Here is a 14340-nt window from a genome sequence, read left to right on the forward strand (position 1 = left end):
TTGCCGGGTAATCCGTAGGCGCCCGAGAGTTCAGGAGCTGATTTCCATGACCGGGATGCTTCGAGTACCTCGCAGCAGGGGTGCCCTCAGCGGTGTGATCCTCGTGCTGCTCGGACTGTGGGGTGGGTTGGCCGCGGTGGCCGGCCCGTACTTCCACTTCGCGTTCGCTCCGGACAAGGCGTGGTCGTTCACGTCGGGGCGTGTCTGGCTGGAGATCCTGCCGGCCTGTGCCCTGCTGGTGGGTGGTCTGATCCTGCTGGTGAGCGCCAACCGGGCGACGGCGGCCGCCGGGGCGTGGATCGCCGCGCTCGGCGGGGCCTGGTTCATCGTCGGCGGTCCGCTCAGCCTGCTGTGGTCCGCCACCGACCGGCTCGGCCCGCCCGTCGGCGGGACGACGCGCCAGGTGGCCGAGCAGCTGGCGCTGTTGTCCGGACTGGGTGTCGTCGCGGTGTTCTTCGCCGCGGTGGCTCTGGGCCGTCTGGCGGTCGTCGGTGTCAAGGACGCGCGCCTCGCCGAGCGTGAGGCGGCGTACGTCAAGGAGGCTCCGACGGCGGAGGAGCCTCGGCCGGTGCGTGAGGACCGGCCCGGCCCGATCCAGGCGACGCAGCCCTTCCCGCGCCGTGCCGGGCGGGCCCCCGTGACCCCGCCCGAGCACGAGGTGCCCCCGCCGGCCGAGCGCACCGTGCCCCGGGCGGCCGAGCCGACGGATCGCCGGGTCGCCGGCGGTCCCGCCCAGGAGGACACCCGCACCTTCCGGCGGCCGGGCGAAGGGGCCTGACCCGCGATCGTCCGCCGGGCGGGGTCGGCTCTGCGATCATCGAGAGCATGGACCTCCCCGGCGGGACGTGTCATGTCTGGTGGGCGCCGCGATCCGCGGCCTCGGAGCGGCTGACGGCCGTGCTCAGCCCGGCGGAGCGGGAGCGGCGGCTGCGCTTCGTCCGTGAGGAGGACCGCGACCGTTACCTCGTTGCGCACGCGCTGACCAGGATCGTGCTGGGCGCTGTGAGCGGGACTCCTCCGGAAGAGCTGGCGTTCGACGTGACGTGCGCGCGGTGCGGCGGACCCCACGGCAAGCCTCGGCTGCCCGAGGGCGGTCTGGAGTTCTCCATCTCCCACTCGGGCGACCGGATCGCGCTGGCGGTCGCCCCCGGCACCCCCGTCGGCGTCGACGTCGAGCGCCTGATCGAGTCCCGCGACCTGGACGGGCTCGCGGCGGCGGTGCTGGCGGACGGGGAGGGCCTCGGGCCGGACGGTACGGACCGGGCGGCGGCGCTGACCACGTACTGGACCCGCAAGGAGGCCGTGCTGAAGACCACCGGAGACGGCCTGTCCGTCGCTCCCCGCACCCTGACCGTCAGCGCCCCCGGCCGGCCGCCGGCCCTGTTGTCCTGGCCGGACGGCCCCCACGTTCACCTGTACGACCTGCGGCCCGGCCCCGGCCACCTCGCCTGCCTCGGCTCCCTGGCCCCGGTCCGGGTGGTCGAGAAGGACGGAACGGAACTGCTCGCCCGCGCCGCCGTACCGCAGGAGGATCAAGCGTCGTAACGGTCGAGGATGGCGCGCGCGGACGCGACGATGCGCTCGCGGAGCTCCACGGGCTCCAGCACCTCGGCGTCGCGGCCGAACTTCAGCAACTCGACGTGGGCGTGGCGTACGGACTCGATGGGGATGACCGTGCGCACCCAGCCGTCCTCGTCCGGCGGTCCGGCGTTCCGCTGGGCGGCGCGGATGACCTCGGGCGTGAGCAGGTGGCGAAGGGTCCGCATGCCGTCCGGAGAGAACCGGACGACCGCCTCGCCGGTGAACATCGAGCCGCGGAACCGCTCGAGGTAGGACTGCCAGAACTCGGCGAGATCGAAGTCCGCGGGCCGCTCGAACTCCTCCTCCAGCATCTGCAGCGTGAGGATCCGGTTCACTCGGTAGGTGCGCTCGCCGCCGTCCGTGTGGCCGATGAGGTACCAGCTGCCCGCCTTGAGCACCAGGCCGAGCGGATCGATCGTACGGGTGACGTCCGTGGGCGTCTTCCACCGGCGGTAGCGCATGTGGAGCCGGCGCTGCTTCCACACGGCGTCGGCGACCGTGCCCAGGTACGGCGTGGGCTCGCCGCCGTGGAACCAGCCGGGCACGTCGAGGTGGAAGCGCTCACGGATCCGTCCCGCGCGTTCGGCCAGCTGCCGGGGCAGCGCCGCCATGAGCTTCAGCTCGGCCGCGGCGAGGACCGTACCGAGGCCGAGTTCGGCGGCCGGGCCGGGCAGGCCGGTGAGGAACAACGAATCCGCCTCCTCCGCGGTCAGTCCCGTGAGGCGGGTCCGGTAGCCGTCCAGCAACTGATATCCGCCGGCCGGGCCGCGGTCGGCGTACACCGGCACACCCGCCGCCGACAGGGACTCGACGTCCCGGTAGATGGTGCGCAGGGAGACCTCCAGCTCGTCCGCCAGTTCCTGGGCGGTCATACGGCCCCGCGACTGCAGCAACAGCAGGAGGGACACCAGGCGGCTCGCGCGCATGCGCCCAGTCTGCCGCGCGCGAATGCCTCGGCCGACCGCCCAGGGCGCCGCCGACCATCGCCCGCCCGGCACGACCGCCCAGAGAGCGGCCGACCACGACCGTCACCGCGGGGACCAAGCGCCGCCCACGACCGTGCCGGCGTGACGGTGCGGGGGCGGCCGACCACGATCGTCCCGGCCGACAGCCGGGACGGCTCAGATGACGATGACCGTCTTTCCGCGGGCCCGCCCTTCCCTGCTGCGGGCGAGGGCGTCCGGTGCCTGGGGCAACGTCACGGTGTCCCCGATGAGCACGCGGAGGTGGCCGGCGTCGATCTCCCGGGCGAGGCGTTCGAGCCGGTCGGCGCCCGCCTCGTTGAGGAAGTTGGCCGCGTCGACGCCGGGGAGCCCCTCCTCGGGGACCGCGAACACCGGGCTGAGGACCGTACCTCCGGGGCTGACGGCCGACAGCAGCCCGCGCAGTCCCCGGGTGTCGCTGACGAGGTCGATCACGGCGTCGACGGGTGCGGCGAGCCGGTCGGCGATGGGACCGGCGCTGTGGTCGACGATCTCGGCCGCGCCCAGCGCCCGCATCAGGTCGGCCTTGTCCGCGGTGGCGGTGGCGACGACCGTGATCCCACGGGCGGCGGCCAGCTGCGTGGCGAACGTGCCAACGCCTCCGGTCGCCCCGACGATCAGCAACCGGCGGGCGTCGCCGACGCGGTCGACGAGGTTGAGCGCCGTCGTCCCGGCGGTCGGCACGGCCGCCGCCTCGCTCAGCGCGATCGTCCGTGGCGGGGGCGCGACGGTGTCGACCGGCGCGACGGCCCGTTCGGCGTACGACCCGAGGCCGCGCCGGGGGTCGCCGAACTGGCCGAAGACCGGATCACCGGGCTGGAAGCCGGTGACGCCCGGTCCCACCCGTTCGACGATGCCCGCCCCGTCGGTTCCGACGACCAGGGGGAACACCGTGCCCGGGACGGCACCGTCGATGACCTTCCAGTCGAACGGGTTCAGCCCGGCGGCGTTCATCCGGACAAGGACCTCACCCTGGCCCGGCTCGGGCACCGGCTGATCGGTCAGCTCCGGCTCCGCCCCGATATCGGACACTGTGACAGCTCGCATAGGTCCCCCCGAAATCCACCATGCTGCATCGAGCACTACCCTGGGTAATCAAGGCTCATTCGTCGAGACGCTGGATGGGCGATCTTGCTCTCCACGGCGGATAGCCTTCAGGGGTCCGTGCCCCTGGCGTTCATTGGCAGGTTCGACAAGTGCGACCGACAGGCCGTGGAGTGACCGTGGCACGTCTTCAGATGGCCCGATCCGGCGCCGCGCTGGTTCTCATCGCCGCCGCGGCGACGGCGTGCAGCAGCGATTCCGGTGGAGGTGAGGCGCACCCGCCGAGCCCCGCCGCGGCCTCCTCATCGCCGGCCCCGGCGCCGACGCCGAACCCGCTGGCGACGTCGCCGGCGCCGAGCGGCGACGCCAGTGCGGCCGCGATGAGCTCCTACCTGCAGGGCCTCGCGAAGAAGGACAGGTTCACGGGCGTGGCCCTGGTGGTCCGGCGCGGTCAGGTGCTGGTCCGTTTCCCCGCAGGCAAGGCCGACGAGGCCAAGAAGGTCCCGAACGGTCCGGACACCATCTTCCGGATCGCCTCGGTGAGCAAGCAGTTCACCGCCATGCTCGTGCTGCAGCTGCGGGACCAGGGGAAGGTGAAACTGGACGACCCGGTCTGCCCGTACCTCGTCCCCACCTACATCAAGGCCTGCCCCACGGCGTGGCGGCCGATCACGGTTCGCGAGATCCTCGTCCACACGTCCGGCATCCCGGACATCTCCGAGATGAGCGACTTCTTCACGAAGCTGGATCAGCCGACCACGACCAAGGAGATCATCAGCCGGTTCGTGAACAAGCCCCTGGATTTCAAACCCGGCACCGGCTGGAAGTACAGCAACTCCGGATACATCCTCGCCGGCGCGATCATCGAGAAGGTCACCGGCAAGCGGTACGGCGAGGTGCTCCGGGAGCAGATCACCGCCCCGCTGCAACTCGAGCACACGGGCTACAGCGAGGGCGACCCGCCGGACGGCTGGGCCAAGGGCTATCTCAGCATCGGCAAGCCGGCGGGCCACATCAACGGGTCGCAGGCGAACGCCGCCGGCGGCGTCTACACCACGGCCGGCGACATGGCCCGCTGGGACCGGTCGTTCGGCGCGAACCTGGTCGCGCCACCCGCCACGGTGAAGCTGGCCTTCACCTCTCAGGCCGACTGCCCGTCCGGCGGCTGCCTCGACTCCCCCTCCACCGGGTACGCCTTCGGCTGGCTCGTCGACCGGCTGAACGGACACCGGTACCTCTACCATCCCGGTCTGCTCGAGGGGTACCACGCCAGCAACGTCTACCTGCCCGACGACGACATCGCCGTCGTCGTGCTCAGCAACGTCCAGAGCACCGACGTCAACGGCATCGCCCGCCACCTCGCCGGCCTCGCCCTCAAACCGTGACAACGCGTGACGCGTTCCGGCCCGCCGTCGGCACAAGGAACTAGGTCCGATTGAGGAAGGCGTCTCGGTCCCCGGACCGATGATCACGCACGGGCGCGCGGTACGGACCACGACTGACCGAGCTCGGCCAGGCCCTCGGCTACTGGGCGGCCCGCTGGCAGCAGGTTCCGGGGTTCGCCACACCCTCCGGCACCGCCGACCCGGCTGCGGCCCTCGCCGCCGTTCCGCCCATTCCCCGGCAGGTGGTCGGCATCAACAACCGGCTCGGCCAACTGGCCGAACTCACCGGCTGGACGGCGACACTCTCCGCGCTCAGACCCGCCACCGACCCCGGGCAGGCCCAGGACCTGCTGGCCGACCTGTCCGCTGCCACCACCGTGCACTACCTTCACCTAGGTCCGACCTAGTCCTCCGGAGGATGCCCCGGCCTTCAGGCCGGGGAGGAATCCGGACTCCGTCAGGAGCGGCCCGGCGAAGCCGGGACGGCCTGAGAACGGAGTCCGCCAACGTTCGGTCATTCGACTTACACATTCGCATGACAGTTGTAAGGTGTCGGTCATGCGGACGGCGTACAAGTGCCGGGCCTACCCGGACCCCGAACAAGCGGCAGTGTTCAGCCGCACGTTCGGATGTGTGCGCCTGGTGTGGAACAAGACCCTCACCGAACGCCACACCGCGTACCACCAGCGAGGCCAGAAGACCTCCTACAAGCAGACCGACGCCGCTTTGACCGGATGGAAGAAGACCGAGGACCTGGCGTTCTTGTCGGAGGTGTCGTCGGTTCCGCTGCAGCAGACGCTGCGGCATCAGCACGCCGCGTTCGCGAACTTCTTCGCCGGCCGCGCGAAGTACCCGCGGTTCAAGAACCGCAACTCCCGGCAGACCGCGCACTACACCCGCTCGGCGTTCCGCATGAACAACGGCGAGTTGTCCATGGCCAAGACCGCCACCCCGCTGAGGTTCGTGTGGTCCTTCGACGACGTCGAGGTCTCCACGCTCAACCCCACCATGGTCGTCATCTCCCGGGATCCGGACGGCCGCTGGTACGTCACGTTCGCCATCGACACCGACGCCCCCGACCCCATCGATGAGGCCGGGCACGCCATCGGCGTCGATCTGGGGATCAAGGACTTCGCGGTCACCTCCGACGGGGAACGCATCGCCAACCCCCGGCATCTGGAGCGCAAGGCCCGCAACCTCGCCCGCTGCCAGCGCGGGAGCATGAACCGCCGTAAGGCCAAGACCAAGGTCGCCCGCGCCCACCGCAAGGTCCGCAACGCCCGCACCGACTTCCTGCACCGCACCAGCACCAACCTCGTCCGTCGGGCTGACACGATCGTGATCGAAGACCTCGCGGTCACCAACATGGTCAAGAACCGCAGGCTGGCGCGGGTGATCTCCGATGCGGGGTGGGGGGAGTTCCGCCGGCAGTTGGAGTACAAGGCCGAACGGGCCGGGCGCACGCTCGTGGTGATCGATCGCTGGTATCCCTCGTCCAAGACCTGCTCGGTGTGCGGGTACCTGCTCGCGGAGCTGAGTCTTTCCACCCGGCACTGGACGTGTCCGGGCTGCCGCACCCGGCATGACCGGGACATCAACGCGGCCAAGAACATCGTTGCGGCTGGTCGAGCCGTAGCCAGGCAAACCCCTGGTGATGCCTGTGGAGCTGGTGTCAGACGGCAAGGGTCCTCCCTTCCGCAGCCGGCGCTGAAACAGGAAACCCGCGCCGTGAGGCGCCCGGCCTAAAGGCCGGATCGGCCACAAGGCCGATGGGAATCCCCCTTTCTTCAGAAGGGGGAGGAAGTCAAAACGCGCACGGCTCGGCCGTCATGCTGGTCCACGCCGCGACCGCACCCATGGCGGTACTCCGCACCCTGCCCGCGCTGCCCCGCAACCAGTGGGCCGCGAGCCTGTACGCCGCCTGGGCCGCCAGCGCGGCCGTGACCGCCGCTTACCTCCCCGCCGCACCCGCGCCCAGGCACAGCCCGCCCACCGCACCGGACTCGGCCGACGAGGTGTTCGCCCGTGCCGTCCGTCACCAGGACGAACACGTCATCAAGCTCGCCGACACCTGCCTCGACGTCTACGACCGCACGGGCAACCCCGACGCCCTCGCCGCCGTCATCCGCGCCACCGAACTGATCGACGAGCCCTGACGGAACATCGTTCGTCAGGGCCATCAAATGAGGCGCCGTCTGCACACAAACAGATCAGCGATCTTGTATTCACCCAGGGCGGGCTGATCGCCACCCCGACTTTGTGTGCAGGCGGGCTCGCCGACCGGGCTAACTGCTGTCGCCGGAGGACTCGACGACGACGACCTCGATACAGTTGGTGGCTTCACCGCTACGGGTGCTCTTGCGCCACGGAAGACGTGAAATATCCTCTGGATTCATGGCGGCCGAACTACTCCTTCGCAATCACGGCGATGAGCTCCGTTGATGCTTCCGGAGACAACGCCACGGACTTCAGGCTCTCGAAATCCACCTTAATCCGTCGAATGATCTCCGCGCTCTCCGCGAACGCATCCCCCAGCCTGGTCCCGGCATGCGCCACGTCTGGCGCGATGTCTTCCGGGAAACCAAGGATGATGAACGGACCATCGAGACCGGCGTGCGTCCCGACCTCAAGCGGGAGGACCCTGACCGTCACGTTCGGCCGCCGCGTGGCGTCAAGCAGGGCATTCAGTTGCCCGCGCATGACATGCGGACCGCCGATCGGCCGACGTAGCGCGGCCTCGTCCAGGACTGCGGTCAGCATTGGGGCGGGCGGGTCTTTGCGGCTCAACAGGGCTTTGCGGGCCATGCGCGCCCGGACGCGGCGGTCGATGCCGGCTTCGTCGTCGCGCTGTCCTGCACGGATGATTTCACGGGCGTACTCATCGGTCTGAAGTAGCCCTGGGATGAGCTGCGGACTCCACTCGTCGATGCGTGCCGCATCATCCTCCAGTGCGAGGTATGAGCCTTTGAAGATGTCGGAGTAGTCCGTCCACCAACCTCGGCGCCAAGAGTTTTTGGCGAGTTCGATGAGCGCGGCGCGGGTGGCGCTGTCGACGCCGTACAGGTCGAGCATCGCGATGATGGCCGGGGTAGTCGGTTTTGTCTTCGCGCGTTCGATGTACGCGACCTTGAAACGGCTCCAGCCCTGGCCGAGCTGGGCTGCGGCCTCCTCGGTGGTCAGGCCGGCGCGTTCGCGGAGGCGTCTGAGCTCGCTCGCGAGCTTGCGGCCGCGGACGGTTTGTGATCGCCCGCATGCCCTTTCGCGCCGACCGTGGCGACTACCTCGACCTCGCCATTCCCCTGCACCGCCACGCCGGCTCACTACTCGCCGCCTCCTGACTCCGGCCAGACAAAGGCTCCCGTCCGACGAGCGGCGTGCAGCGTCCCCAAGCTCATGGGGCGCGGAGGCCGTCGAAGATCACGGCGAGGGCGCGCGCCCGTACGTCGGCGTCGCCGCCGACGTGCTCGGCCGCCTGTGAGGCACCGACCAGGAGGGTCAGGATCTCGGGTAGCCCGATGTCGCGCCGAACCGCCCCGGCCTCCTGGGCGCGATCGAGCAGGGAACCGAGCGCGCGCCTGAGCTCCTGACCCGTCTCCGCCGTGGTCGCACGGACGTCGACGCCCGCCTCGGCCAGCGCGGCGGCGAAGGCGTTCTTGGTGGCCGCATGGTCGACGACGCGGGCGAAGAACGCGAAGAAGGCCGCGCCGGGATCCTCCGCGCTCATCAGCGCGTCGGCCTCGGTGGCGAGCCTGCCCAGTTGGGCGACGAACACCGCCTCGAGGAGCACCTCCTTGGTCGGGAAGTGGCGGAAGACGGTGCCGACGCCGACGCCCGCACGCCGGGCGACCTGCTCCGTGGAGGCGGTGGTGCCCTGCTCGGCGAAGACGGCCTCGGCGGCCTCCAGGACCCGTGCGCGGTTGCGGAGCGCGTCCGCACGGGGCCGCCGTCCGCCGTCCGGGGCGGCCGCGGGCTTCGGTGGCGACATCACACCATCCTCGTTGACAACCGGAGTGATCACTCCGCATAATCTTTTTACCGGAGCCATCACTCCGATTACTTCCACGATCTCGCCCAGGAGTCTCCCATGCCCGAACCGACCAGTCCCCGCGCCGTCTTTGAGCGCCTGAACCGCGGCATCGCGGAGGGGCGCTGGAACGACCTGGCCGACCTGTATGCGGAGGACGCGGTGGTACGCCAGCCGTTCGCCCCTCCGGCCTCCGGCGCACCTCAGATCCTTGAGGGCCGCGAGACGATCCGAGCCCGATTCGCCGGCGCGGCCCGGATGGGCCTGCGGTTCGGCGTGCGCAACGTGATCGTGCACGAGACTACGGATCCCGAGGTGATCGTCGCGGAGTTCGACTATGACATCCCCGCCGGCGACGACGTGCTGACGGCGGCCAACGTCCAGGTGCTGCGGGTCCGCGACGGCCTGATCATCGAGACCCGTGACTATCACGACCATCTCACCATCGCCCGCGCCACCGGCGGTCTCTCCGCGCTCCTCGCCGCCCTTGACGGAGAGACCGCGTGACGCCGCGCGAGGTGTTCGAGCGGCTGATCGACGGTGTCACGAGCGGCGACTGGGACGCGCTGCCCGCTCTGTACGCCGAGGACACCGTCGTCGTCCATCCGATGGCCGAGTCGGACGAGCCCCTGGTCGGACGGGAGGCCCTGCGGCGGCACTTCGCCGCTGCGGCCGCACTCCCCCTGCGGATGAGCGCGCGTGACGTCGTCGTGCACGAGACCGCGGATCCGGAGGCCGTCATCGCCGAGTTCGAGTACGCCGGGCGGGTCACCACCACCGGCCGCCGGTTCACCGTACGCAACGTCTTCGTGCTCAGGGTCCGCGACGGACTCATCGTGGAGTCCCGCGACTACGCCGATCACCTCCGGTTCGGAGCGGCGATCGGTCGGCCGCCCGGTCCACCTACTGTCGGCGTGGACGGGGCATCCTCCTGAATCATCCGGCATTTCGTGAGACATGTTGTTTCTTGCGGATGTGGCCCAAGGTGGCCATGATTTACCGGGGTCATGACTGACGGTCGAGTCGGCCCCTAGGCTTGGCGATCATGGAGGAACGGATCCCCGACGTCATCGACGTCCACACCCCGTCCCCCGCCCGCATGTACGACTACTGGCTGGGCGGCAAGGACCACTTCGCCGCCGACCGGGAGGCGGCCGAGAAGGTGATCGCCGCCCACCCCGAGCAGCGGCAGCTCGTGCGGGCGAACCGCGACTTCCTCGTGCACGCCGTGCGCTACCTCGCCGAGCAGGGGATCGATCAGTTCCTGGATCTGGGGACGGGCATCCCGACCTCGCCCAACGTGCACGAGGTGGCCCGCGAGGTCCGGCCGGCCGCACGAGTGGTCTACGTCGACAACGACCCGATCGTCTTCGCGCACAACCAGGCGTTCCGCGCCACCGACGACAGGATCGGCACCGTGCAGGCGGACGTCCGCCGCCCCGGCGAGATCCTGGGCGATCCGGCCGTCAAGCGGCTGCTCGACTTCGACCGGCCGGTCGGCCTGCTGGCCGTCGCCGTCCTGCACTTCGTCCCGGAGGGCGAGGCCGTGATGGCGAGCCTGCGGGAGGTCATGGCACCCGGCAGCTTCGTAGCGCTGTCCACCGGCACCAACGAGGGGCTGACGCCAAAGCAGCGCGAGCGCATCGAGAAGGCCTACGCCAAGGCCAGCGCCCCGGCCGTCATCCGTTCCCGCGAGGAGATCCAGCGGCTCTTCACGGGGTTCGACCTCGTCGAGCCGGGACTCGTCCACGTCGCCAAGTGGCGGGCCGACGGTCCGGAGACACGGGGACGGCTTCTGGCCGGGGTCGGTCGTCTCAGGACGTCGCACGCGGACCGCTGAGTGGTTCGCCCAGCCGGGCCCGGGCGATCTGCTCGGCCAGTCGTTCGAGCAGCGGGCCCGCGTCCGCCATGCACCGCACCGGGTCGGGTTCGAGGTCGGTGAGCGCGTACGCGCCGGCGAACCCCGCGGCGCGGAGCTCGTCGTCGTCGAGCGCCCGCCGCCCGGATACGGCGATGACCGGCACTCCGGCCCGCCCGGCCGCCCGCGCCACGCCGACCGGCGCCTTGCCGCGCAGGCTCTGGGCGTCCAGGGAGCCCTCGCCCGTGACGACGAGGCGCGCGCCGTCGAGATGCGCGGCGAACCCGAGCAGGTCGAGGAGGTAGGCGATGCCCGGCTCGACCTGGGCGGACAGGAACGCCAACGCGCCGAAGCCGACGCCGCCGGCCGCCCCCGCACCGGCGAGCCCGGCCACCACCCGGCCGAGGTCGCGGCGGACGATCGCGTCGAGGCGGGCCAGCCCCGCCTCCAGGATCTGGACCTGCTCCGGGTCGGCCCCCTTCTGCGGCGCGAACACGCGTGCCGCGCCGTCCGGTCCGAGCAGGGGGCTGTCCACGTCGCTCGCCACGACGACGGTGACCCCGCGCAGCCGGTCGGTGAGGGCGGACGTGTCGACCGCGTCGAGGTCGCGCAACGCCGCGCCGCCCGGCGGAAGGTCCCGGCCGCGGGAGTCGAGGAGGCGCGCGCCGAGGGCCGCGACCATGCCCGCGCCGCCGTCGGTGCAGGCGCTGCCGCCGAGGCCGAGGACGACGTGCCGTGCCCCGTCCGCCACGGCCGCGGCGATCAGCTCGCCGGTGCCGTGGCTGGAGGCGGTCAGCGGCGCGCGTACGCCGCCGGGGAGCACGCGCAGCCCGGACGCCTCGGCGAGCTCGACGACGGCCGTCTCGGCGCGGACCGCGTACGACGCGGTCACGGGCTCGCCGGTCGGCCCGCTGACGATGGCCCGCCGCCGGGTGAACCCGGCGGCCACGGCGGCGTCCACCGTGCCGTCGCCGCCGTCCGCGACCGGCAGGGCCGTCAGCCGGACCTCCGGATGGACGCGGCGCAGCCCGGCTGCGACGTGCGCGGCCACCTCGGGAGCGGTCAGCGACCCCTTGAACTTGTCGGGAGCGATGACGACGTGGCTGCTGCTCATGGATTCCCTTCTCAGCGGACCGAAATCAGGTTTCGTCCCGCCGATTATCCAGTCTCGTCCGGTTCGTCCTGCAAAAACCGGAGATCTTGAAACGGGATCTCAACCGGAGGTTCCGGTGGCGTGGGCGACGGCCCCCTGAGCGGCGCCGATGACCCGTGTCAGGGCCACATGGAGATCCTGCAGTTCGGCGACCTCCATGCCCAGACGCTCGACGATGGTCGGCGGGATCTTCTCGGCCTCCGCGCGCAGCGCCCGGCCCTCGGCGGTCAGGGTGACGGCCAGCACCCGCTCGTCCCGGCCGTCGCGCCCGCGTTCGACGTACCCGACGGCCTCCAGGCGCTTGAGCAGGGGCGAAAGGGTGCCCGGGTCGAGCTGGAGCAGCCGGCTCAGCTCCTTCACCGACAGCGGCGCGTGCTGCCAGAGCGCGAGCATCACGAGGTACTGCGGATGCGTGAGGCCGAGCGGCTCGAGCAGCGGCCGGTAGACGGCGACGACGCCGCGCGCGGCGACCGACAGGGCGAAGCACACCTGATGCTCCAGTGCGAGCGGGTCGTCTATGTCACGTTCGGCCATGGAATCTCCAGGTGGTTGGCGCGATTAACATATTGTGCACCAACGATTGGGGTACCAACGATGACCGGTGACCAGCTCGTCCCACGCAAGAAGTCCTACGAGGAGAAGTTCGCGGAGCGCATCGCCAAGCGCGACGCCGAGCGCGGCCCTCTCAAAGATGGGAAGGTCTTCGAGCACGGTCCCGCGAAGTTCCTGTTCATGTTCATCATCGGGTTCGTGATCGTCACCCACGTCGCCATCCTCATCGTCATGATGGCCAGCGGCATGCGCTGACCGCCGTTCCGGCCCCCAACAAGGATGATCTTGCCGTCCGACGGCCGCGCCTCTAGGGTGCGGAGTCCGACCGGCGAACGCCTGCCGACGATGGCACGCCGGCCGTACCTCCGTGACCGCACCCCACCGGTCACGACGGCTCTGCGAGGAGATCGTCCATGCGCCTTCGCCGGCTTGCTTCCCTCGTCACCGGCGCCGCCATCGCCCTGTCGCTCGGGAGCGCACCGCCCGCCGGCGCGGCGGCGGTCCCCGACGACCAGCCGCTGCCGCCGTACACCATCAGCAACCCGGCGCTCGCGCCGCTGACGGTCGACGGCCGGACGACGACCGTCCGCCAGGGCGTCTTCCACCACGCCGCGTACGACATCGAGGTCCCGCCGAACTGGAACGGCGAGCTGGTGATGTGGGCGCACGGCTACCGCGGCCAGACCACGACGCTGACCGTCGACCCGCCCACCTTCGGGCTGCGGCAGAAGCTGATCGGCGAAGGTTACGCCTGGGCCGCGTCCTCGTACGCCGACAACGGCTACGACGTACGCTCCGGGGTCGTCGAGACCCGGGACCTGGCGGACCTGTTCGCCCGGTCGCAGCGCCGGCCGAGGCGCACCTACATCGCGGGCGTGTCCATGGGCGGGCATGTGATCGGCCGGTCGATCGAGCAGTACCCGCACTTCTATTCCGGCGCCCTGCCGATGTGCGGGGTCCTCGGCGACAACCGGCTGTTCGACTTCTTCCTCGACTACAACCTGGTGGCGCAGGACCTCGCCGGCGTGCGCGCCTATCCCCCGCCGGCCGACTACCTGACCAACGCCGTGCCCAGGATCCAGCAGGCGCTCGGGCTGGGCGGCCTGAAGCCGGGCGGTCCGGACACCACCAACGACCTCGGCAAGCAGTTGCGCGCCATCGTCGTGAACCGCTCGGGCGGGCCCCGGCCCGGCGCGGAGGCTGCTTTCCCCGCCTGGAAGGACTTCCTGTTCAGTCTGGGCGCCCCCGCGACCGGTACGAGCCTGGCGGAGAACCCCTCGCAGCTCGCCGGCAACGCCCGCACGCGGTACACGCCGAACGCTCCGGTCGACGTGAACGCCACCGTCCGGCGGGTGCGCCCCGCCGACCCGGTCGACCGGTACTCCCCGCGGCTGTCCCAGATCCCGCGGATCTTCGGGTTGCCGACCGCCAAGGTCGTCACCCTGCACGGCCTCGGCGACATGTTCGTGCCGTTCTCGATGGAGGAGATCTACGGGTCGGAGGTCGCCCGCACCCACCGGTCCGGCCTCGTCGTCCAGCGCGCCATCCGGACGGCGCAGCACTGTGAGTTCTCCCCGGCCGAGGCCGGGCAGGCCTGGGACGACCTGGCCCGCTGGGTGCACGGCGGCTCGCGTCCGGCCGGCGACCCGGTCACCGAACCGGCGGAGGTCGCGCGCCCGGACTTCGGCTGCCGCTTCACCGACCCGGCCGCCTACCCCTCCGGCACGCGCGGGCTCTTCCCCGCCTGCCCCCGAAGCTGA

Annotated in this window: 18 protein-coding genes; 11 read left to right on the forward strand and 7 right to left on the reverse strand. The window is 70.9% G+C overall.

Translation table 11 applies throughout. From position 1 onward, the window contains the following. The first annotated feature begins 55 nt into the window (after nt 1–55). Both NE236_RS37395 and NE236_RS37400 read left to right on the forward strand, forming a co-directional pair. Entirely contained in the window at nt 56–778 is a 723-nt protein-coding gene (locus tag NE236_RS37395; RefSeq protein WP_252847004.1) for a hypothetical protein, read from the forward strand. Between the two features lie 47 nt (nt 779–825). Then, on the forward strand, nt 826–1545 hold the full coding sequence (locus NE236_RS37400; RefSeq protein ID WP_252847005.1) for a 4'-phosphopantetheinyl transferase family protein: 720 nt from the start codon (nt 826–828) through the stop codon (nt 1543–1545). Here NE236_RS37400 and NE236_RS37405 read toward each other — a convergent pair. Next, nucleotides 1533–2507 carry a helix-turn-helix transcriptional regulator gene (locus NE236_RS37405; RefSeq protein WP_252847006.1) on the reverse strand — a complete coding sequence of 325 codons (975 nt, stop codon included), beginning with the start codon at nt 2505–2507 and terminating at the stop codon, nt 1533–1535. The genes NE236_RS37400 and NE236_RS37405 overlap by 13 nt on opposite strands. Before the next feature lie 195 nt (nt 2508–2702). Continuing rightward, nucleotides 2703–3611, reverse strand: coding sequence for an NADP-dependent oxidoreductase (locus tag NE236_RS37410; protein ID WP_252847007.1), 909 nt, complete (start codon nt 3609–3611; stop codon nt 2703–2705). A 176-nt stretch (nt 3612–3787) separates the two neighbouring features. Here NE236_RS37410 and NE236_RS37415 point away from each other — a divergent pair, with 176 nt between their 5' ends. The 4 genes from NE236_RS37415 to NE236_RS37430 all read left to right on the forward strand — a co-directional run bounded on the left by NE236_RS37415 (nt 3788) and on the right by NE236_RS37430 (nt 7149). Next, entirely contained in the window at nt 3788–4993 is a 1206-nt protein-coding gene (locus tag NE236_RS37415) for a serine hydrolase domain-containing protein (protein WP_252847008.1), read from the forward strand. 242 nt (nt 4994–5235) lie between these two features. Then, entirely contained in the window at nt 5236–5400 is a 165-nt protein-coding gene (locus tag NE236_RS37420) for a hypothetical protein (RefSeq protein WP_252847009.1), read from the forward strand. 151 nt (nt 5401–5551) lie between these two features. Beyond that, nucleotides 5552–6739 carry an RNA-guided endonuclease InsQ/TnpB family protein gene (locus NE236_RS37425; protein ID WP_252847010.1) on the forward strand — a complete coding sequence of 396 codons (1188 nt, stop codon included), beginning with the start codon at nt 5552–5554 and terminating at the stop codon, nt 6737–6739. A gap of 83 nt (nt 6740–6822) precedes the next feature. Beyond that, on the forward strand, nt 6823–7149 hold the full coding sequence (locus NE236_RS37430) for a hypothetical protein (RefSeq protein WP_252847011.1): 327 nt from the start codon (nt 6823–6825) through the stop codon (nt 7147–7149). Nucleotides 7150–7278: 129 nt separating this feature from the next. Here NE236_RS37430 and NE236_RS45370 read toward each other — a convergent pair whose 3' ends face one another. The 3 genes from NE236_RS45370 to NE236_RS37440 all read right to left on the reverse strand — a co-directional run bounded on the left by NE236_RS45370 (nt 7279) and on the right by NE236_RS37440 (nt 8978). Then, on the reverse strand, nt 7279–7389 hold the full coding sequence (locus NE236_RS45370; RefSeq protein ID WP_372494497.1) for a DUF397 domain-containing protein: 111 nt from the start codon (nt 7387–7389) through the stop codon (nt 7279–7281). Between the two features lie 10 nt (nt 7390–7399). Then, on the reverse strand, nt 7400–8314 hold the full coding sequence (locus NE236_RS37435) for a helix-turn-helix domain-containing protein (protein ID WP_252847012.1): 915 nt from the start codon (nt 8312–8314) through the stop codon (nt 7400–7402). Between the two features lie 70 nt (nt 8315–8384). Beyond that, a complete protein-coding gene (locus tag NE236_RS37440) occupies nt 8385–8978 on the reverse strand; it encodes a TetR/AcrR family transcriptional regulator (protein WP_252847013.1) in 594 nt (197 codons plus the stop codon). A 99-nt stretch (nt 8979–9077) separates the two neighbouring features. Between NE236_RS37440 and NE236_RS37445 the strand changes: the two genes are divergently transcribed. The 3 genes from NE236_RS37445 (at nt 9078) to NE236_RS37455 (ending at nt 10857) form a co-directional block, all read left to right on the forward strand. Then, the gene (locus NE236_RS37445) at nt 9078–9524 is read left to right on the forward strand and encodes a nuclear transport factor 2 family protein (protein WP_252847014.1); all 447 of its coding nucleotides are present in this window, start codon (nt 9078–9080) and stop codon (nt 9522–9524) included. Next, nucleotides 9521–9952 (forward strand): nuclear transport factor 2 family protein, encoded by a 432-nt coding sequence (locus NE236_RS37450; RefSeq protein WP_252847015.1) that lies wholly within the window; start codon nt 9521–9523, stop codon nt 9950–9952. The genes NE236_RS37445 and NE236_RS37450 overlap by 4 nt, the downstream gene beginning before the upstream one ends. Nucleotides 9953–10062: 110 nt before the next feature. Next, nucleotides 10063–10857, forward strand: coding sequence for an SAM-dependent methyltransferase (locus NE236_RS37455; protein WP_252847016.1), 795 nt, complete (start codon nt 10063–10065; stop codon nt 10855–10857). Here the strand turns inward: NE236_RS37455 and NE236_RS37460 are convergent. Together NE236_RS37460 and NE236_RS37465 are read right to left on the reverse strand one after the other, a co-directional pair. Further along, nucleotides 10832–11989 (reverse strand): glycerate kinase, encoded by a 1158-nt coding sequence (locus tag NE236_RS37460; RefSeq protein WP_252847017.1) that lies wholly within the window; start codon nt 11987–11989, stop codon nt 10832–10834. The genes NE236_RS37455 and NE236_RS37460 overlap by 26 nt on opposite strands. Before the next feature lie 99 nt (nt 11990–12088). Further along, nucleotides 12089–12562, reverse strand: a complete 474-nt coding sequence (locus NE236_RS37465; protein ID WP_252847018.1) for a MarR family winged helix-turn-helix transcriptional regulator — start codon at nt 12560–12562, stop codon at nt 12089–12091. Nucleotides 12563–12622: 60 nt separating this feature from the next. Between NE236_RS37465 and NE236_RS37470 the strand changes: the two genes are divergently transcribed. Together NE236_RS37470 and NE236_RS37475 are read left to right on the forward strand one after the other, a co-directional pair. Next, nucleotides 12623–12835 (forward strand): hypothetical protein, encoded by a 213-nt coding sequence (locus tag NE236_RS37470; protein ID WP_252847019.1) that lies wholly within the window; start codon nt 12623–12625, stop codon nt 12833–12835. A gap of 158 nt (nt 12836–12993) precedes the next feature. Continuing rightward, the gene (locus NE236_RS37475) at nt 12994–14340 is read left to right on the forward strand and encodes a hypothetical protein (RefSeq protein WP_252847020.1); all 1347 of its coding nucleotides are present in this window, start codon (nt 12994–12996) and stop codon (nt 14338–14340) included.

The organism is Actinoallomurus purpureus (assembly GCF_024055795.1).
GTDB classification, from domain to species: Bacteria; Actinomycetota; Actinomycetes; order Streptosporangiales; family Streptosporangiaceae; genus Actinoallomurus; species Actinoallomurus purpureus.

Coding starts and splice junctions, on each gene's coding strand:
- NE236_RS37395 (WP_252847004.1), top strand. CDS start 56: ATGCTTCGAGTACCTCGCAGCAGGGGTGCCCTCAGCGGTGTGATCCTC.
- NE236_RS37400 (WP_252847005.1), top strand. CDS start 826: ATGGACCTCCCCGGCGGGACGTGTCATGTCTGGTGGGCGCCGCGATCC.
- NE236_RS37405 (WP_252847006.1), bottom strand. CDS start 2,507: ATGCGCGCGAGCCGCCTGGTGTCCCTCCTGCTGTTGCTGCAGTCGCGG.
- NE236_RS37410 (WP_252847007.1), bottom strand. CDS start 3,611: ATGCGAGCTGTCACAGTGTCCGATATCGGGGCGGAGCCGGAGCTGACC.
- NE236_RS37425 (WP_252847010.1), top strand. CDS start 5,552: ATGCGGACGGCGTACAAGTGCCGGGCCTACCCGGACCCCGAACAAGCG.
- NE236_RS37430 (WP_252847011.1), top strand. CDS start 6,823: ATGCTGGTCCACGCCGCGACCGCACCCATGGCGGTACTCCGCACCCTG.
- NE236_RS45370 (WP_372494497.1), bottom strand. CDS start 7,389: ATGAATCCAGAGGATATTTCACGTCTTCCGTGGCGCAAGAGCACCCGT.
- NE236_RS37440 (WP_252847013.1), bottom strand. CDS start 8,978: ATGTCGCCACCGAAGCCCGCGGCCGCCCCGGACGGCGGACGGCGGCCC.
- NE236_RS37445 (WP_252847014.1), top strand. CDS start 9,078: ATGCCCGAACCGACCAGTCCCCGCGCCGTCTTTGAGCGCCTGAACCGC.
- NE236_RS37455 (WP_252847016.1), top strand. CDS start 10,063: ATGGAGGAACGGATCCCCGACGTCATCGACGTCCACACCCCGTCCCCC.
- NE236_RS37460 (WP_252847017.1), bottom strand. CDS start 11,989: ATGAGCAGCAGCCACGTCGTCATCGCTCCCGACAAGTTCAAGGGGTCG.
- NE236_RS37465 (WP_252847018.1), bottom strand. CDS start 12,562: ATGGCCGAACGTGACATAGACGACCCGCTCGCACTGGAGCATCAGGTG.
- NE236_RS37470 (WP_252847019.1), top strand. CDS start 12,623: ATGACCGGTGACCAGCTCGTCCCACGCAAGAAGTCCTACGAGGAGAAG.
- NE236_RS37475 (WP_252847020.1), top strand. CDS start 12,994: ATGCGCCTTCGCCGGCTTGCTTCCCTCGTCACCGGCGCCGCCATCGCC.